The organism is Paenibacillus sp. 32352, from assembly GCF_002042965.1.
Classification (GTDB): domain Bacteria; phylum Bacillota; class Bacilli; order Paenibacillales; family NBRC-103111; genus Paenibacillus_S; species Paenibacillus_S vulneris.
In genome coordinates this window covers 83,385-107,176 of sequence record NZ_MZNT01000002.1, presented here as the reverse complement: position 1 = coordinate 107,176, position 23,792 = coordinate 83,385, and the positions used below count along the sequence as shown (strand labels likewise).

Genomic DNA, 23,792 nt, shown 5'->3' with positions numbered 1-23,792 from the left:
TAATAAAAGAACAACCCTTACTGCATGGGTTGCTCTTATGGACGTTATGAAATTAGACGGTTCAAAGAGCCGAAATGTTGCGTTAACGTCCTGGCTTCCAATGCAGCAGGGTCTTAGCCTTCGGCGTTGTTATCCTGCATCAATGAAACGGAACGCTGTGGAGTAAAGGTTGATATGGCATGCTTATAAACCATCTGCTGGCGGCCTTCGCTATCAATGATGATGGTGAAATTATCGAACGCACGGATGATACCGCGAATTTGAAACCCATTAGTCAAATAGACGGTAACCGGGATATTTTCCTTGCGCAGCTGGTTCAAAAATGTGTCTTGAATATTGATCGATTTGTTCATCATGGGCCCCCTCAAATAAATTGACGTTCGATTTTTAGCTTATCTGCTATTATAGCATGAATCTGATCCAAGTGGGCAGTAAAATTTTCCAGATTACTCACATCAACCCACTCGATATCCTTCATGTGGCGAAACCACGAGAGCTGGCGCTTGGCGAATCTTCGGGTATCCTGCTTCAGCTGAACAACCGCCTCTTCCAGGGTCGCTGCCCCTTCCAAATAGCCCAAAATCTCCTTGTAGCCAAGTCCCTGCATCGAAATGTGTTGTGTTCCGTAACCTTGGTCTCGAAGACGCCGCACCTCTTCCACCAGACCTTGCTCCAGCATGAGATCGATACGCTCTTCAATACGTTTATATAGTAAAGCTCTGTCCATTGTCAACCCGATGATACATAGTTCGTAGGGAGACTGTTTTTTTTGTACCTTTAGCTGCTCCGAAAGCCGTTCTCCTGTTAAGTGAAATACTTCCAGAGCTCTTATTATTCGACGCTGATCGTTGGGATGCAGCCTTTCGGCCGTCTCCGGATCCACCTCGCGCAGCCTTTCCCACAACGCTTCATTCCCATGCTTCTCGGCATACAGGCGCTGTTCTTCCCGGTATTCTTCATCCGAGCCGCTTTCGCTGAATTGATAGTCGTAGCAGACCGATTCAACATATAAACCGGTGCCTCCTACCATAAAAGGAAGTCTGCCCCGATCGTGAATCTCCGTAATCAGCTTACGGGACCTTTCTTGAAACTCCGCAACGGAAAAAGGATAATCCGGGTCATGAATGTCGATCAGGTGATGAGGCACTCCCATTTGCTCCTCCGGCGTTACTTTCGCCGTACCGATATCCATTCCGCGATACACTTGCATGGAATCGCCCGAAATAATCTCGGCTCCGTACTCGGATGCCAGCCTGATACTCAGCTTCGTCTTGCCAACCGCAGTAGGTCCGACAAGGACAAGAAGCCCAGGCTTTCTCAAAGCCTCAGTCACAATCTTATCACTCCGTAAGCAATTTTCGTTGTTGAGCGGTGCAATTCTGTGAAGCCCAGTCTGGCGAATTCACCGCTATCCCGATGTTCTTTCATGACAACCGTCCTCCGGGCAACCCGCAGCGCTTCGGCAACAGCTTCCTCCGAGAGCGCTCTTGAATCGGCAATCCCCCGAATGGAGCGAATGGAGCTTGATTCATGAATCGGCTTGCGGAACATCGGATCGAAGTATACGACATCGAACGACCGGTCCTTCTGCTGACGCAAAAAGTCCAGGTGATCCGTCTGAACCGTTCGGATTCGCCGCATAGCTTCTATCATTCCGGGAATGTCGGAATAATATGAGCCCAGCCCGTGCTGCAGCAGCAAGCATTGTAACGGACTGCTTTCCAATGCCGTTACCGCTCCGGCTTCACCGGCTCCAAATGAAAACACGATGGAGTCTGACCCTAAACCAGCGGTGCAATCCAATACGGTATCCCCCGGCTGGACTTGAGCCAAGTGCAGCAAAGTATCCTGTTCCCCATTCAGCAGCCGTTTGATCCGAATCGCTGCCGTGCTGGGATGAAAAAACATTGCAGGCTGCTGTTCATGATAATACTCTATTCGCTCTCTGGATACAAGCACGATGTCCATTTCTTTATAACGCTCCCTCATCTGGGGCAGAGAGAGCCGGGCTCTTGGTACGATCCGCAGCGGTCCTGTAACTCCTTCCATCTGCTTCAGCTGCTCCAAAAGCCGTTGTGCGAGCGCAAGCTGCTCTTGTCGTGGATCATACGAGGTTGTAATCAGCAACTACATCACCCGCTTAAACATTTTTTCCAGCTCGTATGTGGAGAAGCTGATGACGATAGGACGTCCGTGCGGACAAGTATAGGGATTTCTGCAAGCTGCCAGCCGATCGAGCAAGCCTTCGATTTCGAGCGTGCTCAAGCTTTGATTCGCTTTGATCGACGCTTTGCAGGAGCACATAATCGCCGCCTTCTCCCTCAGCTTTCCTAGATCAATGGTTTTACGTTCGGATAACAGCCATTCGGTCATTTCCTCAACCAGAGCGCGTTCCTCGCCTGAAGGGAACCAATGAGGATAGGCTCTTACCAAATAATCATTTCCACCAAACGGCTCCAAATAAACCCCAGCTTGCTCCAGCATAGGCAGTTTTTCCTTCAGCCTCTCTGCCTCGGAGGGCGTAAATTCCAATGTAATGGGCACCAGAAGCTCTTGACTGGCTTCTGCAGGCTTTCCAAACTTTTCATAGTAATACTCATAATTGATCCGTTCATGCGCGGCATGCTGGTCGATTAAAAATAAACCTTCCTCATTTTGCGCAACAATATAGGTCCCATGCATCTGCCCGATCGGGTACAGCTTCGGAAAAGCCGGAAGCGAGGGGGCTTCCTGCTCCTGATCCACTGTAATGGATCGAAGCAGAGCACTGCTCGCCGCCGCTTGCTCAGCCTGGGTACGTTCAGGGGTACGATCCCCATAAGCACCTGTTCCCGACCGAAGGCTTGACTGGCTCTGGGCATATCCACTGCTTTGAGTCTTCGATGGGTCGAAGCTGTAGGATCCAGCCGCCGATGATCCGCTGATACCGTCATAACGGCCGCCATAGCTTTCCTTCGGTTCATTGCTTCTTACTGATCTTGCTTGTGCAATGGACGGTTCCGCTGGACCCGAAGGGTGCATTTCGCGAATACTGCCGGCCGTGCCGGCTCCCCATGCTCCTGGTGCTCCAGACCGAAACGCTTCGCTGGTTTCAACAGAAGCTGCCTGCCCGCTTACCGGTTCAGGCGGAACCGGAGGCAGGCCAGAAGCCCGGTACAGCTCCATCTGCTCCTGCACGAATGCTTCTTTCTTCGTTTTGCCTGCCGTGGCCGCGGAAGGAATAAGCACCTGCTTATTCAGGACCTGCCGAACCTGCTCCTCAACGAACTGAATCAGCTCCTGCTCTTTGCTGAACCGCACCTCCAGCTTCGCCGGATGGACGTTAACATCGACAAGCGTCGGATCCGTCTCGATATGAAAAGCGGCTATCGGATAGCGGTTAATGGGCAGCAAGGTATGATAGCCCTGCATTAGAGCGTGAATCAGGGTGTAATTGCGGATATATCTTCCATTGATAACCGTCGAGATGCCGTTACGGTTGGCCCGCGTCGTCTCGGGCTTGCCGATATATCCCCGAATAGAATAATCGAGATGCTCCCCTTCGATCAGCAGCATATTCTTGGCCACTGCCGTTCCATAGATGGCCGCGATCACCTGCAGCATATCTCCGTTACCCAGCGTTTGAATCAGCTGGCCCCCGTTATGCTTCAAAGTGAAAGCAATCTCCGGATGGGCCAGACTTAACCGGTAGATAAAGTCCGAAACATGGCCAAGCTCAGTCTGTATCGTCTTCATATATTTGAGCCGGGCCGGAGTGTTATAAAACAGCTCGCGCACCTGTATATCCGTGCCCCTCGGGGAAGCGGCGTCCGTAAATTCCTTGACCGTGCCTCCCTCGATGACCATCCTGTAGCCCAGGCCGTTCGTTTCCGTGGAAGTCACGCAGGTTACTTTCGACACCGCCGCGATACTTGGCAGCGCCTCCCCCCTAAAGCCCAGCGTCCGTATCGAGAACAGATCCTGAGAGCTCGCAATCTTGCTAGTCGCATGCCGGAAGAAGGCAACCTCACAGTCGTCCCTCTCCATGCCGGTGCCATTATCCGTAACGCGAATGAGCTCAAGTCCGCCTTCTTCGATCGCGACATCAATCCGGGTGCTTCCCGCATCAATGGCATTTTCCACCAGCTCTTTAACTACGGAGGAGGGCCGCTCCACAACCTCGCCGGCTGCTATCTGATTGGCAATATGCTCATCCAAAATTTTTATTTTACCCATAGCTATTACCCCTTAGTAACGCTTAACTCCACTTGACCGTCCGTATCGGACCAATTCAGTTCTGGAAAGTCCTGCTTAAAGCGGTTCATATTCAAATAGCTGGACCCGTTCTGAAGCAGAAGCGAACCGTCTGCGGTGCTGTAAGTATGCTTCGAATCATTCACGGACACCTCAACCGCCTGCTGCTCGGCATTCCATTGGATCGATGCGTTCAACAGTGAGCTAAGCAATCTGGAAGGAACATACAGTTCTCCGTTGTCACGAACAACGTTAAAGCTGTCCTCTACGTCAATCTTGTTGATGGATACACCTTTTTTTGCTCAGCTCCACATTCACGCTGCTAACGCCTGCCTCATGCAGCGCCGTAATGAGCTGCGGCACTTCTCCATCGACTTCTACATCGGGATTCAGTCCGACTTTGTTCACTTTGCGCAGCTTCGGCGTCAAGTATTCTTCTATCGTCACCTTCAACGCGCCCCCGCTAGAGAGCGGATAAACGGACTGAACGCTTCCCTTGCCGAACGTCTTTTTGCCGATGACTTTGGCCACCACATTGTAATCCTGCAAGGCTCCCGTCAGAACCTCCGAAGCGCTGGCGCTGTATTCGTTGACCAGGATATACAGAGGGAACGGCTGGGTTGTCCCATTGGAGAACTTGACCGGAGTATCCACATTGTTTTTATCTTTGGTATGAATCAGCACGCCTTCCTTTACAAACAGTCTGGCCATATTTTGAGCGGACTCGACCAGGCCGCCCGGATTATCTCGCAAATCCAGGATCAGACTCTGGATTCCCTGCTGCTTTAGCTCGGCCAACTGGGCAGCGGTCTGCTCGTCGGCTTCGCTTGAAAATCCGGTGACGCGAATATATCCGACCCCCGGATCGAACCGTTTATGGGTGACGACAGGTACCTGAATCGTTTGTCTGGTCATCTGAAGGACCAGAGACTGCTTATTGCGCTCCACCGTAACAGATACAGCTGTACCTTCCGGTCCCAAAATTTTCTTGGTGACATCATCCAGCTTTAGCCCTTCGGCCGACTCGCCGTTAACAGCGGTTATTCTGTCCCCGGGAAGCATCCCTGCTTTCTGCGCAGGCCCGTCGAACACCTCGGTTACATAGGCATTATTGTCCTCCGCCCGAACGCGGATTCCGACGCCTACGTAATTATTTTCCAACGAATTTTGAAACTGCTTCAGTTCCTCCGGTGTGAAATAAATAGTGTATGGGTCATTCAAGGACTCCACCATCGATTGAATCGCGATATCGGTCAGCTTTTGCTTGCTCGGGGCGCTGACATGATTTTGCTCGATCAGATCCAGCACTTCGGTCAGGCGTGTCGTATCGGCATCCGATTTGTCGGCGGCAAATACCGTAGGAACCGTTGGAAATAATAAGGAAAGAGAGATTAGGGCAGCAGCGGTGCGCCGTACCATGGATCGGTTGCCGATCCTGTTCATAGACATTCATCCTTTCAAGATAGGAAACTGGAATTTAGAGCTTTATGATAATTGTCTTTTCAATTCATATAAAAAGTTCATGGCCATCATTGGTGTCATATTCATTAAATCCGTCGTTTTCAGTTGCTCTGCAACCTGCTCCATTCGCGGATCCGTCTTTTTCTTCGACTTGTCCGACACCGGCTGCGCTTCTTGAAACAGGCTTAATTGAACGTAGGAGGTCTCTTTAACCTGCTCGGACGGAGTCAGTGCGGGTATCACAGATGAATCCGCCTTCTCGCCAACGCCTTGCGATTCCTGCGCAGCTGCCGGTTCATGTGAAGAGTGATCGCTATCCCCCTGCGTTACCGGTGCCTTATCCCTTGCATCCTCCATGGCTGCAGCCGCCTGTGCATGGCCTTGTACCAGGTCAGCACGCGCTTCAAAAGCGTGAAGCAGCTCGTAGGAACGGTCAATGATGCCGTTAGGCAGCCCGGCAATTTGGGCGCAGTAGATACCGTAGCTAGTGCTCGCGGCGCCCGGAATCAGCTTGCGCAGGAAGGTGACCTGCCGTCCGCTTTCCTTAACGGCCATGCAGCAGTTCCGCAGGCCCTTCAGTGTGTCTTCGAGATGAGCGAGCTCGTGAAAATGGGTGGACACCAGCGTTTTGCAGCCTATGCGATCATGCAGGTATTCGATGACTGCCTGAGCAATGGACATTCCTTCCCCTGTCGAGGTGCCTCTGCCTAGCTCGTCGATGATGACCAGGCTTTTGTCCGTCGCTTTCTCCGTCATCACCTGAATGTCCATCATCTCGACCATAAAGGTGCTCTGACCGCCTATCAAATCGTCGGCCGCACCGATTCTTGTAAAGATTCGGTCCAGAATCGGGACTTTAGCGGACTCGGCGGGCACGAAGCAGCCGATTTGGGCCATAAGGCAGATGATGGCAACCTGACGCATATAGGTGCTTTTTCCTGCCATATTCGGTCCGGTAATCAGCAGCATATGCCCTTCATCCGTGCTAAGCTTCGTATCGTTGGAAATGAACACGCCGTCCTGCATGACGGCTTCTACGACGGGGTGCCGTCCTTCTTGGATTTGAAGCTCGTAAAATTCTCCGATCTGAGGACGCGTATAACGGTTCGCCGCGCTTACCGCTGCCAGTGACTGGTATACGTCTACCGTCGCAATCAGCTCGGCAAGCTGCTGAAGCCTTGTAATGTGAGCGGATAGCTTGTCCCGCAGCTGCATGAAAAGCTCGTATTCGAGATCCACCATTTTTTCCTGTGCTTCGAGAATAAGTCCTTCTTTTTCCTTCAGCTCCGGGGTGACGAACCTCTCCGCATTAGCGAGGGTCTGCTTGCGTTCATAGCGCCCCTCCTCCAGGGAGGACAAGTTCGCTTTCGTAACCTCAATGTAGTATCCGAACACTTTGTTATAACCGATCTTAAGCGACTTGACGCCGGTGCGCTCCCTCTCCTGCTTCTCCAGCTCCGCAATCCAGCGTTTCCCGTTCGTGCTGGCTTCGCGAAGCTGATCCAGGTAGGCATGGTAGCCCGGCTTAATCATACCGCCGTCTCTAACGGACACCGGAGGCTCCTCCGCTATGGCCTCTTCAATCCAGGACATGACATCCTGGCAGGGGTCCATTCTTGAGGTGAGCTTCGTCAGCGTCTCGGAGCCCGACATTTCACACACCTGCTTAAGCCTCGGAACCTGCTGCAGCGATGACTTCAACGCGAGCAGATCTCTTGCATTCGCGCTGCCGTAGGAGATACGCGCCACCAAGCGCTCCAGATCATATACTTCCTTCAAGGCTTGCTTCAGCTCATCGCGGACAATCAGCTGATGATAGAGCCTGTCCACCGCCTCAAGCCTTTCCTGAATCGCCGATTCGCTCATGAGCGGCTTCTCGATCCATCTGCGCAGCAGACGGCCGCCCATAGCCGTGATCGTTTTATCCAGGAGCCACAGCAGCGTCCCCTTCTTGGTCCGGTCTCTAACCGTCTCCACAAGCTCCAGATTCCGTCTTGTGAACGGGTCCATAATCATATATTGATTCGGCTCATAGACCCGGATGTGCTTGATATGCACAAGGGATCTCTTTTGCGTTTCTGTAAGATACAGCATGAGCTGCTCCACGCAGGCTTGGCCCTCTCTATGAAGGGCAGACAGCTCCTCGGCCGCAAAAAAATCACTAAGCTGAATGCCGTTATGTACCTTGCTGCCAGGTCTAGGAGTGATGACCAGCGATTGTCCCGCTGAGGCGGACATGTGCTCCTTGAGCCGCTCCAGCAGCTCCGGCGTTCCGAGGAGCTCCGAGGGATGATATACATTCATCTCATCGGCAACAAGAGAGAGCGTCCCTTCCAAGCGGGTCACGAACAGCTCGCCCGTTGAAATGTCACAAGCCGCGAAGCCGTACATGCCGTGTCCGGTTTCCGTCACCGACACCATGTAATTGTTGCTTGACTCTCCCAGAAGCCTTGAATCCATCACTGTTCCCGGAGTCACAATGCGAACGATCTCCCGCTTCACAACGCCTTTCGCCTGGGAAGGATCCTCCACCTGCTCGCAAATCGCAACCTTGTACCCCTTTTCTATCAACCGGGCTATATAGTTATCCGCCGAATGATAGGGAATGCCGCACATGGGAATGCGTTCCTCGGCTCCCCCTTCCCTTCCGGTCAGTGTAATTTCTAGTTCCCTGGAGGCATTAACTGCATCTTCAAAAAACATTTCATAAAAATCGCCTAGGCGAAAAAACAAAAAAGCATCCTGCACCTCGGCCTTGACGCTGAGGTATTGCTCGATCATCGGCGTATATTTGGCCATGCTCGTTCCTCCATGCTACTTCATCTCTGACTTGCTTTATGTAAGCTGCTTCTACTAGCTTGCTCCCTATTATATCACGAATTAATAGACGATTCTTCTTTTCTCTGAAAAGGCCCGATTTTCCATTTGGGGCGGATATCCTCCTGCTCGTTCCATGCTTTCATTTTCAATAAATGCGATTTGAGAGGAGCAATATACGACTCGTGCCTGCGATAACCCGGCAGTCTCATAAGATCGCTCCACAATGCCGGGATTAAGGGGCGAATCCGCGTTTTATCACCTTTGTAATAGGCCTCCTGCACATCCGTCTCGGAAAGCGGTCTTGCCTGAAGCATCTGGTAATGATCCGCAATGAGCTTGGCAAGCGCCAGTACCCCCTTGGTCACCGTCGGAGATATGACCCAGCTTGGCAGAACCCTGTATTCGAAGCCGCCGTGGCGCTGCCTGCGAAAATCCCCTAAAAATCCGTACTTCGGCCTTCTTCCTCCCGTCGTTTCTCCTTCTAACAGGACAATCGGCAGAGCCAAATAATTATCCAGCACCCTCAACAGCTCGCTGCTCAATCTAACGCCGCTGAAATGGATATGCCCTCCAAGAGGGAAGCCCTTCACCGGCATCCCTCCCGCGACCCAATGCAAATTGCCGTCGTTGATGCTTCTTGCCGCCAGCTGCATCGTACGTCGCAAATTCATGACGACCTGCCTAATATCCTTGCTCGGCTCAGGACGAAGCTCTGCCAAAGGATAGATTTTACGAAAGTTCGGAAGAACGATCGCATCGCAGCCGATGGGACCTTCTTTGTCCATGAATTTGTCAGCAAAAATGACCTTTCCTTGAGCATTGAGCAGCAAAAACTCCGGGTCCGCCCCTACCATGACCTCATCGGCATGCTTATCGGAGCTGGTCTCCAATTCCTTAGCATACCGGTTAATGGCATCGGCAAACAGCTCGGCAAGCCTCTCCGTAAGCTCGGGGACAGCCGAAACTTCCAATATGATTAGTTCGCCTCCAGGACGAACTCCTACTTTTACAACGCCATAATCCAGACCCAATGCATAGATGCTCTTGATGGCCTCCCGCTTCGCTCTCATCCCGTGGTAGGAGGAGGTCTCGCTCCCCACCTCTTCAAATTCCGTCTCGCGCTGCTGATTCAGCGGATGGGGCATGCCGATGAACACGCCCTTCGACTTTTGAAACAGCGCAAGCGCCTGAAGATGGAAGACAGGGATAAGAAATTCATAGGTAAACCGCAGCTGCCCGACTTCCTCCCCGTCGGCCATACGAATCCCGTGAAGCTGCAGAATGTCTGCCGCCCTCCTCGGATTGGAAGCACGTAATATATACTTGACCGATTGCAGAACGCTTCGGCCTGATTTTTCCGCGTGAAAACAGCCCCAGTGGATGACACAGGCGGATTCCGAAGAAGCTGCCAATCTCGTTCCGTGCGGAACCTCGACTCGTTCCAGAAGCAAATGCAAGGTCGGTTCATTAGAATGCAGGATATATACACCCATGATTAGCAGCCTCCTTTGGGGGATTCCTATGCCATCCAGCTGTACTCATGCCTATTTTTTAGGCGAACAACCTTTGAAACAAAAAAGAGGGCTGACGCCCTCTCCCGAAATGAACTTCAGCTACATATAATGAAATCAGGAATCAGTTCAAATCGTCATCTAAGAAATCAGGATCCAGATCCTCGAAATCCCCGTCCTCCGCATCGTCGAAGTCTACGGCTTTGTCCTCGTAATCATCGCTGCCATGAGGGTTCACCACAACCCAAATCTTGGTCTCCGCGATCATTTCGACCTTGAATTCGCGCTCCACGCGAATGATGACACTGTCGCCGCTTGAGGAAATGCTCGCCTCCACGCAATTCGGCTCTTGAGTGGCCATTGCCGTGACTTCGGCCGTTGACGGTCTGTGCTTTTTGTCGAGATAAGAAAGACCCACTGCTTCCACATAAGAAATCGTTTCTTTCGCAACATCGGTTTTGGTATTTTTATCATACGAATACCAAATGTTGATGTCGTAAGTACCCACTACTTCCACGTGATCTCCGGACTTCACCGCATCATACTGGTTGTTGATGATCCAAGCACCCAAAATACTCGTCGGAGCATGAGGTGGTGTGACCGTGTTCGTTACTTGCGAAAATTTACGACCTTTGCCGCAGACAGCCTTCGTATAGATCTCTCTGTAATGCAAATCTTTATCTATTGACATCTTTTCAACCTCCTCCATACAATCATTCATTACAATTGTATGCAGGACATAGGCAAATGTTGATAAAACAAATTCACGTGAATTAATATTATTCGTAAATTCATTATGAAATGCCTTTCAAAGCTTGAAATCTCTTCAACAAAATCCCCCGTCTTGCCCTCCTTCTTTCATCATGAAGATATTCCCCTATGGTTCTGTCTCAAGAGACATTCTTTTTGCTAACTGCCACTCCCCTAAAAACAAAAAAACCCTTTTATAGAAAAGGGAAGTGGATTACTCTCTTCAATTGGACCTATGTTTGGACAAATATTTTGCATATTCCATAGGCCGTTTATACACTCGATACCGCTTATGAATCCCATCATACAAATCTTTGGATGGCTTGCCGTTCACTTCAATGATCCAGCCATGTCCCTCGTTGTCCAACACGAAATCCACACTAAGCTCCGCTAGATGATACCTGCCGTCAATCTCCAGAATTTCCGCTGCTCTCAAGCTGGTATCGTAGATAGAACATAGAATAGCATTCATCTCTTCAGGAGAGTATAGCTGTGTAAGTATGTCCTGCGATAAACATACGTTCTCACAAATACTTGTATTAAAATAGCCCTTATGCGCGATTCTGCTGACCACATTCGTAACAGCCCATTGACCCGATTTATTTTTCTGGACAAGCACGCGGATATCAAAGGTCTGCTCTCCTAACGGTTTTACATGAATCCCTTTTTGCATAACATACGGCCTTGACCCAAGAAGCTGCTGGATTCTTTCTTGAAACTGCGCCATATCCCCTACTATAATATGCGGTGTATAATGATGGTATCCGATCTCGATTTCCCCTGAATCCTTCAGCTCTACGCGATAAACCCCCTTCCCTTTGTTTCCGAAGCAAGGTTTAAAATACATATGTCTGTGGGTCCCCAAAAAATGTACGGCCAATTCCTTATCATATAGAACCGTTTCCGGCAAATGGGGAGCAAGCCAACGGCTTAGCTTCTTAGAAACGATATGCTTATTGAACCGATTGATATGATTAAAGCATTTGTTGCGTCCTATGACGGCTTCCAGACGTTCGATGAGCTTGGAATCCCTGTTGTAGCAGCGGTTATAAACGACTTGAGGAAATGGAAAGAGGGACTCAACCCACTGGCCATTCAACCGATGAAGCCCAACGATTCTCTTTTGTCCCCAGTTAATGGAAGTAGGTGTGAAACAATAAAGCTTCATATTAGAAGCATTGTTGTCAAGATATTGCTTCAGCATATACTTTCTTTGCTTACGGCTTGCAACCAGAATTCCGACGTAACCGGTTGTCTTATTCATCACTTTCCTCCTCATTGTCCCAAGAGAGTCGTAAATTAATGTATGTCGCCGGAGAGGACAGGTATGGACAACAATACAATGGGTGAGAAAATATGCGTTTACATAGATTTCGCACCAAATCCATTCCTGCTGAATACGTTGTTCTTAGACTAGATAGATGCTAGGGAATCTTCGCCCTGCCTTGATAGTCGCCGCTTGGAAATAATTGAGGAGTGTGATTAGTATGGGTAGATTACCGGGACCTCCCGGACCTCCAGGGCCCCAAGGACCTCAAGGACCAGCAGGACCTCCAGGGCCTCCAGGACCCATAGGGCCGACGGGACTAACTGGCGAGACCGGACCAACTGGGCCGACGGGACCGACAGGTGAGACTGGACCAGCAGGACCTCCAGGGCCTGCCGGAGGAATAGCATCGTTTGCGTTCCTGTGCAGCACCGTGGATCAGATTGTTGCCGCAGCACCAACCCCGGGTGGCGAAGGAGGAGCCGTAACGTTTAACAACTCCGTTATCGGGGGTACTGCAGTTACCTTCACCTCGCCGTCAACCATCAACATCGTTGAAACCGGGACTTATAACATTAGCTGGGAAGTATTTCCTACACCAGGAAATAATGCATTCGGTTTATTTTTTGACCCAGACGGAGCAGGACCTGCTCCAGCAACCTTGGTTCCATGCAGCAATTACGGTACTAGCGCAGGCAATCAGCCTTATCAAGGTCAGGTCGTTGCACGCTTAACTGCCGGCGGAACCTTAACGTTGAATCGGATTGATAACATGGGCGCCTTGACACTGGAAAGCACTATCGGCGGCGGCACGCCTGTTGTAAGTGCATCTATTGTTATCGAAAAATTAGCTTAACAGGCTTCTATCGAGCTGATTCGGGGGAGAGAGACCGGATAACCATCCTCCCCTTATTCAACCTCCTTCTAGATGTAATCTACGCCTTCTTCATAGTTTCAGCGGTTATTTGCTTCTTCTCCCGTTTGGCCACGCCGAGGAACGCTTTCAGCTCCATCATGAGCTGCAGCAGCGCTGATCGCACCTCGAATTCCTCGCGGCTGAGCGGGAGAGGCATTTGTCTATAGCTTCCGATTAATGACTCCATGGCCTTTTCGGATCGCCCGGTGTAATAGTCTACCTTGACGTCTTCGCTTAACCGTTCAAACACAGCGGCCAATAGCTCTCCATGCGGCAAGGTTTTGTATACTTGAGCTACCAGCTGAATCATGCGGTCTATGGAATCCATTTGTTCATTTCTCATAATAAAATAAGACGTCCACAACGACTCCTCTTGTAACAAAGAATTCTCCATGGAACGACGAGCAGCTTCAAGCCCCTGCTCCAGCAATTCCTGCGCTTCCAATAGCTCGCTTCCGCTCCAGATATAATCAGTATCTTTTAAATGCATAGAGATTTGCATAAGAATGCCGGACAAGCATACCTCCAGCCTTTTCCTGATTGCGTGCAGCTGCTTGTCCTCCCGTGGCATGTACACAATATTGATCAGGGTTGCCGTACCCAGCCCGACCAGAAGCAAGGCGACTTCATTTAATATGAGATCAATCGTGATCGGCTTTGCCATAAAGATGTGAAACATAACGACAGAGCTTGTTACAGCCCCTTCCTTTAACTTTAATCGGACAAGTATCGGATATAATATTAAGATACATAAGCTGATGACCCATATCTCGAATCCTAACACGCCAAAAAGGATGGATGATAAGGTTACACTGACAAGAGAGGCGGCAATGCGTTGAAAGGATGTTCGCAAGCCCTTCTTCTTGGTCACATCGACACCCAGAATCGCCAGCAAACCGGCGGATAACGGAGATCGAACCCCGAACCACTGGGCGATATAGATCGAGGCAAGAACGGCTACGGCCGTTTTGATGACGCGGATACCCATAGAACAACCTCTCTTCAATCGTTTGCCATTCTGATCGAATATGGCTCTTCTTATCGTTTTCCCCATCTCCGGCAAAAATACCCGCCAATGAGTCGTGAGCAGCGCTTGTCCAAGGAACTGGAGGAAAAAAAGCTTCTTTCGAAGATTGATTCCGTTGAAAAACCTGATGTTCTGAAAAAATCGCGTCGGTACCTCGGTGGGGTATCCCCTTACGGTCGCTGTTGTTCTCGGAAAACTTTGATTATATTCGCTTTATAGCGGTGATTTTCCGAGAACAAAGGCGATCGCTATCGCTCCTACAGGGAATACCCCACCTTTCACCTTTCACCATTTTTCCGATAGTTTTTTCAACAACCAAGCTCCTTTCGAAGCTTTAAAGAAGATTAGCGCCGCTTATTCCCTATCAGCTTGCCTTCCAGGTAGGCAACGCCCTGATACATCACGGTTGCCGCAAGCGCAATAATAATGACGCTGCCGATAACCAAGGTGAAATTGAACACCTGAAAGCCATATATGATCAAATAACCGAGGCCTTCCTTCGATACCAAAAACTCGCCGACGATCACCCCGACCCATGACAGACCGACGTTCACCTTCAGCGTGGAAACGATGGTCGGATAGGAAGCCGGCAGGATGACATGCTGAAACACTTTCCGCTTATTGCCCCCGAAGATTCGGATCACCTTCGTATAGTTGGGATCAACCTCCTTGAAGCTTCCATACACCGTCAAAATCGTAATAATAACGGTTATAGACAAGGTGGTCGCTATAATGGATAGCACTCCGGGTCCCAATGCTACGATAAATAAGGGACCTAGAGCTACCTTCGGCAAGCTGTTCAAAACAACGATATAGGGATCCAACACCCGTGAAAGAAAAGGAGACCACCAGATCAAGGTAGCGATGGCTGTACCGAACAAGGTTCCTAACAGAAAGCCGGCAATCGTCTCCCACAGGGTTACCCCCACATGCAGCAGCAAGGAACCATCCAACAGCTTGGTGTAAAGAAGCGCGCCGATCCGGCTCGGATAACTGAACAGCAGCGTATCGATCCACTGCAATCGTCCTGCGGCTTCCCACCATCCCATAAATAGCAGCAATAAGGTCCATTGGGTAAGCCGAACCTGCCGAGTTGTTTTGCGCGCCCGTGCCTGATAACGTTTATATTCCCGCTGGGTCAGCTGCTCGTCGTTGGCACTGCCGGAAGACGGGTTCAATGGAGTTATCTCACTCATTCGAATCCCTCCTGTCCGCATCCATTTCTTCGAATTGCCCCCACAGCTGATGGAACAGATCGTGGAATCCGGCTTCCTCTCTTGCCTTCAGCGGCAAAGCCGTCCGTATCGCCCGTGGAACCTCCACCGCGGCGCGAATTCTCCCTGGACGAGGCTGCATCACGATGATCCTGTCACTCATCGCTATCGCTTCGGAAATATCATGAGTGACAAGCACAGCCGTCTTATTGCGCGATCTCAGCGTAACGGCAACAAGATCCTCCAGCTGCAGCTTGGTCTGATAATCCAGAGCGGAGAACGGCTCATCGAGCAGCAGGATGTCCGGTTCCGTCGCCAATGTCCGTACCAAAGCCACCCGCTGCCGCATGCCCCCGGATAACTGCTGAGGGTAGCTGTCCGCATAGTCCGATAACCCCATGTCATCCAGCAGCTCCATGACGATTGCTTTGGAGTCGGCTCCACGCTTTCCCATTAGTTCGAGCCCAATGGATGCATTCTCATAAATGGTGCGCCATGGAAACAAGTAGTCCTGCTGCAGCATGTAGCCTACTTTGGGGGACGGCTGCTCGATCCACTCCCCGGATATGCGCACACTCCCCTGTGTCGGCGTCAACAGCCCGCTGATCAGAGAGAGCAGCGTTGTCTTCCCGCAGCCGCTGGGGCCTATTATGCTGACGAATTCCCCCTGATTCACATGCAGACTGATTTCCTTAAGAGCCATTGTCGCTCCGCGGCCGTTTACATATACATGAGATAGCCCATCCAGCTCCACAACGGCTTGCATATGATACCCCTCCTCCCGAATCGCAAGTTGGTCTTACCAGCATCATTACTTCACCGACTGCTTCGCCTTCTCAGCGAATTGATTGTTGACCAGTGTTTTATAATCCGCACGCTGCTTCAATTCTCCGGCAGCCTGCATCACATCCTGCAAATTGTTCCATTCCTGCTCGTCGATAATGCCGTCGGTAGCGAATGAGCCCTGATCTTTATAGCGCTTGACGACTCCGCTTATAATTTGCTTATCGGTATCCTGGAAAAACGGAGTTATCGTGTCGGTAATCTCATCGACGCTGGCCGATTGCACCCAGTTTTGCGCTTTTTGAATCGCATTGGTGAACTTTTGAATCGTATTGCTGTTTTTATCGATAAAGCTTTTCTTCGCCATGAAGACGGTATACGGCAATTTGCCGCTTTCTACACCGAAGGAAGCAATAACATACCCTTTTCCTTCCTTTTCTATCACTGTGGCCTGGGGCTCAAACAGCTGCACATACTCTCCCGTACCCGAAGCAAAAGCGGAAGGGATATTGGCAAAATCCACGTTCTGGATGAGATTCAGATCCTTCTGCGGGTTAATGCCATGCTTCTTCAAAGTAAATTCACCTGCCATTTGCGGCATGCCGCCTTTACGCTGACCCAGGAACGTCTTGCCTTTCAATGTGTTCCAGTCAAAGGCGCCGCTTTGCGGCTTGCGCGCCACAAGGAACGTACCGTCCGTCTGAGTCAATTGGGCAAAGTTGATAACCGGGTCGCCACTGCCCTGCTGCTGTACGTAAATCGACGTTTCCGAACCGACCAACGCCACATCAATCCCCCCGGAAAGAAGCGTCGTCATAGTCTTATCCCCGCCGGACGTTGTGGTCAGGTCTACTTCCAGCCCCTGCTCCTTGAAAAATCCTTTTGCGATCGCTACATACTCCGGTGCGTAGAATATGGACCTTGTAACTTCTCCGATCCGCACCTTCGTGACCTCTTCGGCCTTCTTAGGTCCGCAGGCGGTCAATGACATAGCGACCGCAAGAAGGATGGCTATGGCCGCACTCCATCTTTTCCTGTTCATAGGCAAGTCCCTCCATCTGTTTTCTTTGATGTGATAGTCTATGCACTAGCCCATAAAAAGGTTAAAACCATAACCCTGCTAAGTTGGGCTTGCCTTCAAGGCCGATTCAAGTGCTTTGATCAGAGAAACCCTAGAATCATAAGCTCTTTAATGTACAAAAAAAACCGCCTGTACCCTCATTAGAAGAGAGTAAGACGGTTTCGCTAATTTGCTTAAAAGATTCGACCCTAAGCAGTCGTAGGTACACGAGCTTCTGTACGTTGATTCGCTGTTGGCTGCTTGGCGGACGCCTCGGGTGCTTCCGGTTCCAGACCGACAGTTCTGCCCTTCCCGTAGGGAATGCACAGCGGCGTGCCATAGAACGGGTCCTTCAATACTTGACATTCCAGTTCGAATACCCCTTTGATCATGGCCTCCGTGACGATATCCTCCGGCTTCCCTTGCGCCCAGATAGCCCCATTCTTTACGGCAATCATATGATGTGCATACCGGCAAGCCAAATTAATATCATGAAGCACCATGACGACGGAACGGCGTTCCTTCTCATTCAGCTCATACAGCAGATCCAGCACCTCGACCTGGTGCGTCAAATCCAAATAGGTGGTAGGCTCATCCAGCAGAACCGTATCGGTTCCTTGGGCCAGAGTCATGGCAATCCACGCTCTTTGACGCTGACCGCCTGACAATGAGTCTACCGTACGCTCGCTGTATTCCGTCATGCCGGTCTTCTCCAGCGCCATGCGCACCATCCGCTCGTCTTCATGCGACCATTGTTGAAGCCAGCTTTGGTAGGGGTATCTCCCCTGTTTTACCAGCTGCAATACGGTAAGTCCTTCCGGAGCCGTTGGGCCTTGCGGCAATATCGCTAACCGTTTGGCAATCTCCTTGGTAGGAAGCTTAGCCAGCTCATGCCCGTCAAGAACAATCGTCCCTTTCTGCGGGTTTAGCAAGCGGGCCAAAGAACGGAGCAGCGTAGACTTCCCGCATCCGTTGCTGCCGATGAGCACGGTGATTTCTCCTTTTGGAATGTTCACACTCAAATCTTGAAATATAGGTACGGTTCCATAGGATAAGCTCAAGCCATTGGCTTCCAAAGCGTGCATCCGAAGTCATCTCCTTTAATCTTCATGAATGGCGGTTTTTATACAACAAATAGACGAAGAAAGGTGCGCCGATTACCGCCGTAAATACTCCTGCAGGTATATCAAGGGGCGAGAACAGCGTTCTTGCCGCCAAATCCGCTATTAGTAATATGAATGCGCCGACCAATGCCGACACAGGCAGTACTCCGCCGAAGGCCGGGCCAACGAGCTTGCGCGCTATATGCGGCGCCATCAAGCCGATAAAGCCGATCGTGCCTCCAATGGCTACTGCCGCTCCAGCTAACGCAACGCTGAGCAGAATAAGCAAAGCCCGTTTGGCCTGTACGGCGCTGCCCACTCCTGCGGCAATATCCTGCCCCAGCTCCTGCACGTTCACTTCCCTAGCCAAGAGCAGCACGATAGGCAGAAGCACGACGACCCAGGGAAGCATGACCCAGACATCCTTCTCCCAGGAAACCCCGTAAATGCTGCCCGTCATGAAGGTCATTGACTTATTGGCCAGAATGACAGGGCCGGAAATCATAAGCATGTAGGAAATGGAGCTGTAGGCCGAGGACATCCCGATTCCGATCATGACCATACGAAGCGGTGATACGCCCTTCTTCCAGGCCAGTATATAAATAAGAAACGTAGAGACAAAAGCGCCTATAATGGCACTTAGCGGAAGCCACTGAATGCTCATCGTGCTGCCCAGGAAAAAGAAGAAGCAGACCGCACCAAGCGAAGCGCCCCCTGTAATGCCGACAATATCGGGAGAAGCCAGCGGGTTCCGGATCAATCCCTGAAGGATCGCACCGGATACCGCCAATGAAGCGCCGACTAATACGGCAATAATCATCCGCGGCAGTCGGAGTGAGTTCACAATCAATGTCTCGGTACCCGAGCCGACTCCGAATAACACTTTGATAACTTCGAGCGGCGCAATTTTTACGGAGCCAACACCGGTTCCTATAACAAACACAATCGCGTTAACGATGATCAAGCCTAATATGACCCATAACATTCTCTTGCTAATAAGAAAAGAGAAGGCGGCTTTTTTACTGCGTACTGTCAAATACTTGCTCATACTACGATCTCCCTCCTTTACGTGCAATATACACGAAGAAAGGAACGCCGAGCAATGCGGTGACAACCCCTACAGGAACTTCCTTCGGCATCGCAATAAATCTGGAGCCCACATCGGCGGCAAGAATCAAGATGGCCCCGAGTACCGCACTATAAGGCACAAGCCAGCGGTAGTCGTTGCCTACCAAATAACGGGCAATATGCGGGATGATGATGCCTACGAAGACGACAGGCCCCGCTACGGCCACCGAGCCCCCTGCCAATATGACGATAATGACGGCTGCGGCAAGCTTTATGTAAGCCGTTCTTTGGCCAAGGCCTTTGGCGACATCGTCACCCATGGCCAAAATATTAATATGGCGGGCAAGAATCAAGGCTCCCACCAGAGCGATAACAAGGTATGGCGCTACAGCACCCAGCATCCTCAGTTCTCTTCCTGCAACCGAGCCGACGAGCCAAATGAGCACCTGATCGAATGCTTTTCCGTTCGTCAGCAGGACGCCCTGCGTTAAAGAAGAGAAGAAGGCTGTGACGGCCGAACCAGCCAATGTAACCTTCACAGGGGTCAGCCCGTCTCTTCCTAATGATCCGAGCATATACACGATACCCGCGCTTATGGCGGCACCCAGGAAAGCGACCCAAGTCAGCGTCATCATCGAAGCCGAAGGTCCGAAGCCAACCAGCAGCACAATAAAAAAGGCGGCCCCCGAATTGACGCCGAAGAGGCTCGGCGAAGCCAGCGGATTTCTGGTTAGAGCTTGCATATACGCTCCGGCAACCGCCAGACTGGCACCAACCGCTATGGCGATAAGCGCCCTCGGTACTCTTGCGGTTTGAATAATCAGATGATCGTTAGAATTGTTAAAGGCCGTATAGGCCTCCACTATTGTATTCCAAGAATAGTTATTGACCCCGAACATAACGCTGCATGCGCAGGAAACGGCACACAGGATCATAAAAAAGATAAGTCCGGCGACTTTGGCCCGGGTACTTCGAAATAAAGCTTTCATGCAGATCCTCTTTTGTCTCTCTAGTAATATGATGAAGGAATAATTGGTTCTTTTTCATTCTATGAGAATCGTTATCAATTGTCAATGAATTTGAAAATCATTATCATGATTTTATGCAAAAAAGAAACCCGGCGGAGCTCTTATCTAAGCTCTTGCGCCGGGCTTCTTCCTATAAATATAACGTATCCCTTTATATGGGAGCGGATGCTTTACAGCTTATAGATGTCCGAGTATTTCTCTGTCAAATAATCCACCAGGTAATCAGGGTTCAATTCTTCCCCCGTTACTTGCAGGATGATTTCGTTCGGTGACAGCTCTTTGCCATATTGATAAATCTTATCGGTGAGCCAGTCCTTGATCGGAAGCAGCTTGCCCCCTTCTATGAGCTGGTCAAAATCAGGCAGCTCCTTACGAAGCGTCCTCCCAATTTGCGCCGCGTACATGTTCCCGAGAGCATAGGACGGGAAATAGCCGAACGAGCCTCCTGCCCAATGAACATCCTGCAGAACGCCTTCTCCATCGTTATCAGGAACGACGCCGAGGTATTCCTTATACTTCTCATTCCAAACATCCGGCAGATCCGCAACGCTTACGCTTTCACTGAACAGCGCCTTCTCAATCTCATAGCGAACCATGATATGTAAGTTATACGTGAGCTCATCCGCTTCAATACGAATCAACGAAGGCTTCACTTCGTTCGTCGCGCGGTAATAATCCTCCACGGAGACCGAATCGAATTGCCCCGGGTAATTTTGCTGCAAATCGCCGAAATAACGTCTCCAGAAAGGACGGCTGCGGCCGATCATATTTTCCCAGAAGCGGGACTGCGACTCATGAATGCCCATCGACGTACCCGTACAGAGCGGTGTTCCAATGAGCTTCGGCGAAATATTCTGCTCATACAACGCATGGCCGCCTTCATGAATGGTTCCGAAGAGTGCGCTGTTCACGTCATCGAGCAAATACCGCGTGGTGATTCTTACATCACCCGGGTTCAGCCCCGTAGCAAACGGATGCACCGTTTCATCCAGCCGTCCCGCTTCAAAATCATATCCCATCTGCTTCAGAATGAACAAGCTGAACTGCTTTTGCTTCTCCTTCTCAAACGTTTGCTGAAGAAATCCGGTCGTCGGCTTGTGATTCGACTGCTGGATAGCAGCCAGAAGAGGAACCACCTTATCCCGCAGGGCGCCGAATACCTGATCCAGCTTGGATACAGTCATCCCGGGCTCGTACATATCCAGCAGCGTATTGTATTTATGTCCCTCATAGCCCCATAGCTTAATGAACTCCAGATTGGTCGCCACGATCTTCTCCAAGTACGGCTGGAACATCTTATAATCGGACGCTTCCTTCGCTTCCTCCCACACGGATTCGGCCTGCGAGGTCAATACGACGTATTCCTGATGCAGCTTTTGTGGAATTTTTTTGCTTCGGTCATATTCCTTTTTGCATTCATCGACGATCGTGCGATCGGTTCGGCTGAGCTGCGCATAGGTATCCGGTTCTTTGAAATATTCCAGCATCTCTCCCATTTGCTCAGACACGGACAAGGCGAAATATTCCCCTGACAGCATACCGACAACTTCCGAACGGGTCGCAATGCCTTTCTTGGGCGCTCCTGTCCTCATGTCCCAATATAAGAGGCCAATGGCTTCCTCGTAGCTCTTCATTTTTTTCAAATATTCCTTGAAATCTGTCAGCTTCTGTTCAAATCCTGGCTTACTCATTGGACAGCACCCCTTTCAAAGCGATATCTAAATGATACTTCGTCTGGAAAAGAGAAGCAACTCGACTCCCTGCTATAAGCTCGAAGACATCCAAGGGCCATCTATGCTACAATAATGGGTACAAAAAGGAGAGGACTACTTATGCATATTACTTTTACAGAGCAAGCTGTCGAACAGCTGCAAAAACATCAAATCAATGGGCAAGAGAAGCTGAAGCTGGTGTACGATTCGGAAGGATGCGGATGCGCGGTGAGCGGCGTTCCTACTTTATGGATTGTCGATAAGGCGGATGATCGTGACCTGACTGCGGAGGGTACCCCTTACGAGGTATTGTATGAGAAAAAGCATGAGGTCTATTTTGAAGAGCGAATGACACTGGGTTACAGCGACAATGGAGGCTATATTCTAAAAAGCAGCGGCCAAATCTACAACGCCTACATGCGCCTGATTGATAAGAGAACCCACTAACTGCCGGGCAAGAGAGGCGCGACCAGCACTTCGACATGTATCGAAGCTGGCCGTGCACTGCCCTCAGCAGTTAGTCAGCCGATACGACGTCCAGCTTGCCTGTAGCCGGATCAATGATCAGGCCGTGAACCGGAATATCTGGTACGAGCGGATGATGCTTAATGAGATTCACGCTGTTTTTAACACTTTCAGCTACATCGTCAAATCCTCTCAACCATCTCTCGATGTTCAGACCCGAATACTCAAGAGTTTGGAGCGTTTCTTCCTTGATGCCGCGCTCAACAAATTTCTTCTTGGTTGCTTCCGGATTCAAGTGGCTCATACCGCAATCGTAGTGTCCGATAACAAACACTTCGTCAGCGCCCAATTCATAAATGGCTACGATCAAGCTGCGCATGATGCCTCCGAATGGAGTTGATACAACGCCGCCGGCCGCCTTGATCATTTTCACGTCACCGTTCTTAATATTCATGCTAGCCGGCAGAAGCTCGATTAACCGGGTATCCATGCAGGTTAGAATAACGAACTTCTTGTCCGGGAACTTGGACGTCAAGTAAGGCTCGTATTTCTTCTCCTCGACAAAGAACCGATTGTACTCAAGAATTTCCTGTAGTAATTTACTCATAGAACTTCACACCTCTTCTGATAGCCGTTTACAGAAACTGTCTCAACAGATTGTCCTGTGAGAATTACTTTATCGCTTTTCAGCGTTATTTTCAAGAAAAAATACTCCTTTATTTGCAAACTTTAGTCACTTTTTCTCTTCCTCCAATTTATTTTCTAACAGGCGAATCAGCCTTTGCTCTACGTTGTTTGATGACTTTCTTGCAGGATCCGATGGGGGCAATGGAGCATCAGAGTCCGCATTGCTGCTTTCCTGAGCGTTGTGCTCCTGATGACCCTGCTCTTGACGGCGAAGCTGGAACTCCTGAACCATACGTTCCCTTTCCTCCTTATTCAGCTCATCCATATCCTTCCTGTCCTTCATCGCCTGAATATGATCATGAACACTGTTTTGATAATCCGTAACAAACCGCCTCTGCTCGACAGTCAGAATGCCTACGATGATCTGCTGTTCGGCCATGGACAGCTCGCCCATACTGCTATTGCGTCTGACCGCAGGAAGCAGCTCCTCGGCTTGTTTTCTATTAATCGCAAGATGATCCTGTTTATCCATTTGAACCAGACCTTGAAACAGAATCACCATTTCCCTTTCCTTGTCGCTCTGGACATCTTCCTGTTTCAACGTTGAGGCGGACTGCTGCGACGGTTTGACCGGTTCTTTCCTGACACATCCGGCCAACAGGGCTGCGGCGATACATATCCATATTCCCAACCGGGTGAAACAAGTGAACATAAGCCACCCCCTGTATCAAGGACGCTGCCGTCCAT

At 50.3% G+C, this 23,792-nt stretch carries 22 protein-coding genes; 2 read left to right on the top strand and 20 right to left on the bottom strand.

Features of this window, described 5'->3' with window-relative positions:
* Positions 1–113 precede the first annotated feature (113 nt).
* The 10 genes from hfq to B1728_RS04870 form a co-directional block, all read right to left on the bottom strand.
* Positions 114–353: an RNA chaperone Hfq gene (gene hfq, locus B1728_RS04910; protein ID WP_028548519.1), complete on the bottom strand. Its 240-nt coding sequence runs from the start codon at positions 351–353 to the stop codon at positions 114–116.
* 11 nt (positions 354–364) lie between these two features.
* The gene (miaA, locus tag B1728_RS04905; protein WP_377740741.1) at positions 365–1,336 is read right to left on the bottom strand and encodes a tRNA (adenosine(37)-N6)-dimethylallyltransferase MiaA; all 972 of its coding nucleotides are present in this window, start codon (positions 1,334–1,336) and stop codon (positions 365–367) included.
* Positions 1,330–2,127, bottom strand: coding sequence for a class I SAM-dependent methyltransferase (locus tag B1728_RS04900; RefSeq protein WP_079909077.1), 798 nt, complete (start codon positions 2,125–2,127; stop codon positions 1,330–1,332). The genes miaA and B1728_RS04900 overlap by 7 nt, the downstream gene beginning before the upstream one ends.
* The gene (gene mutL / locus B1728_RS04895; RefSeq protein WP_079909076.1) at positions 2,128–4,215 is read right to left on the bottom strand and encodes a DNA mismatch repair endonuclease MutL; all 2,088 of its coding nucleotides are present in this window, start codon (positions 4,213–4,215) and stop codon (positions 2,128–2,130) included.
* 5 nt (positions 4,216–4,220) lie between these two features.
* Positions 4,221–4,463, bottom strand: coding sequence for a hypothetical protein (locus B1728_RS35680; RefSeq protein ID WP_483310969.1), 243 nt, complete (start codon positions 4,461–4,463; stop codon positions 4,221–4,223).
* A gap of 40 nt (positions 4,464–4,503) precedes the next feature.
* Positions 4,504–5,676, bottom strand: coding sequence for a S41 family peptidase (locus B1728_RS04890; protein ID WP_179135893.1), 1,173 nt, complete (start codon positions 5,674–5,676; stop codon positions 4,504–4,506).
* A 42-nt stretch (positions 5,677–5,718) separates the two neighbouring features.
* Entirely contained in the window at positions 5,719–8,493 is a 2,775-nt protein-coding gene (gene mutS / locus B1728_RS04885) for a DNA mismatch repair protein MutS (RefSeq protein WP_079909075.1), read from the bottom strand.
* 74 nt (positions 8,494–8,567) lie between these two features.
* On the bottom strand, positions 8,568–10,007 hold the full coding sequence (locus B1728_RS04880; protein ID WP_079909074.1) for a putative amidoligase domain-containing protein: 1,440 nt from the start codon (positions 10,005–10,007) through the stop codon (positions 8,568–8,570).
* Between the two features lie 142 nt (positions 10,008–10,149).
* Positions 10,150–10,716: an outer spore coat protein CotE gene (locus B1728_RS04875; protein ID WP_079909073.1), complete on the bottom strand. Its 567-nt coding sequence runs from the start codon at positions 10,714–10,716 to the stop codon at positions 10,150–10,152.
* Positions 10,717–10,998: 282 nt separating this feature from the next.
* Entirely contained in the window at positions 10,999–12,039 is a 1,041-nt protein-coding gene (locus B1728_RS04870; RefSeq protein ID WP_079909072.1) for a YheC/YheD family endospore coat-associated protein, read from the bottom strand.
* A 223-nt stretch (positions 12,040–12,262) separates the two neighbouring features.
* Here B1728_RS04870 and B1728_RS04865 point away from each other — a divergent pair, with 223 nt between their 5' ends.
* Positions 12,263–12,898, top strand: a complete 636-nt coding sequence (locus B1728_RS04865; RefSeq protein WP_079909071.1) for a hypothetical protein — start codon at positions 12,263–12,265, stop codon at positions 12,896–12,898.
* A gap of 79 nt (positions 12,899–12,977) precedes the next feature.
* On the opposite strand, the gene B1728_RS04860 is transcribed toward B1728_RS04865, so the two are convergent.
* The 8 genes from B1728_RS04860 to B1728_RS04825 form a co-directional block, all read right to left on the bottom strand.
* A complete protein-coding gene (locus B1728_RS04860; RefSeq protein WP_079909070.1) occupies positions 12,978–13,946 on the bottom strand; it encodes an aromatic acid exporter family protein in 969 nt (322 codons plus the stop codon).
* 383 nt (positions 13,947–14,329) lie between these two features.
* Positions 14,330–15,181, bottom strand: coding sequence for an ABC transporter permease (locus tag B1728_RS04855; protein ID WP_079909069.1), 852 nt, complete (start codon positions 15,179–15,181; stop codon positions 14,330–14,332).
* Positions 15,174–15,965, bottom strand: coding sequence for an ABC transporter ATP-binding protein (locus B1728_RS04850; RefSeq protein WP_079909068.1), 792 nt, complete (start codon positions 15,963–15,965; stop codon positions 15,174–15,176). Before B1728_RS04850 ends, B1728_RS04855 begins: the two co-directional genes overlap by 8 nt.
* Positions 15,966–16,010: 45 nt before the next feature.
* The gene (locus B1728_RS04845; RefSeq protein WP_079909067.1) at positions 16,011–17,024 is read right to left on the bottom strand and encodes an ABC transporter substrate-binding protein; all 1,014 of its coding nucleotides are present in this window, start codon (positions 17,022–17,024) and stop codon (positions 16,011–16,013) included.
* A gap of 227 nt (positions 17,025–17,251) precedes the next feature.
* Complete coding sequence (locus B1728_RS04840; protein ID WP_079909066.1) at positions 17,252–18,127, bottom strand: ABC transporter ATP-binding protein; 876 nt, start codon at positions 18,125–18,127, stop codon at positions 17,252–17,254.
* 22 nt (positions 18,128–18,149) lie between these two features.
* On the bottom strand, positions 18,150–19,193 hold the full coding sequence (locus B1728_RS04835) for a FecCD family ABC transporter permease (RefSeq protein ID WP_079909065.1): 1,044 nt from the start codon (positions 19,191–19,193) through the stop codon (positions 18,150–18,152).
* Between the two features lies 1 nt (position 19,194).
* Complete coding sequence (locus tag B1728_RS04830; protein WP_079909064.1) at positions 19,195–20,202, bottom strand: FecCD family ABC transporter permease; 1,008 nt, start codon at positions 20,200–20,202, stop codon at positions 19,195–19,197.
* Between the two features lie 209 nt (positions 20,203–20,411).
* Positions 20,412–21,932, bottom strand: coding sequence for a carboxypeptidase M32 (locus B1728_RS04825; RefSeq protein ID WP_079909063.1), 1,521 nt, complete (start codon positions 21,930–21,932; stop codon positions 20,412–20,414).
* A 141-nt stretch (positions 21,933–22,073) separates the two neighbouring features.
* Here B1728_RS04825 and B1728_RS04820 point away from each other — a divergent pair, with 141 nt between their 5' ends.
* Positions 22,074–22,400, top strand: coding sequence for an iron-sulfur cluster biosynthesis family protein (locus tag B1728_RS04820; RefSeq protein ID WP_079909062.1), 327 nt, complete (start codon positions 22,074–22,076; stop codon positions 22,398–22,400).
* 70 nt (positions 22,401–22,470) lie between these two features.
* Here B1728_RS04820 and B1728_RS04815 read toward each other — a convergent pair whose 3' ends face one another.
* Both B1728_RS04815 and B1728_RS04810 read right to left on the bottom strand, forming a co-directional pair.
* Positions 22,471–23,025, bottom strand: a complete 555-nt coding sequence (locus B1728_RS04815) for a beta-class carbonic anhydrase (protein WP_079909061.1) — start codon at positions 23,023–23,025, stop codon at positions 22,471–22,473.
* A 126-nt stretch (positions 23,026–23,151) separates the two neighbouring features.
* A complete protein-coding gene (locus B1728_RS04810; RefSeq protein ID WP_079909060.1) occupies positions 23,152–23,757 on the bottom strand; it encodes a SadB/YajI family lipoprotein in 606 nt (201 codons plus the stop codon).
* Positions 23,758–23,792 lie beyond the last annotated feature (35 nt).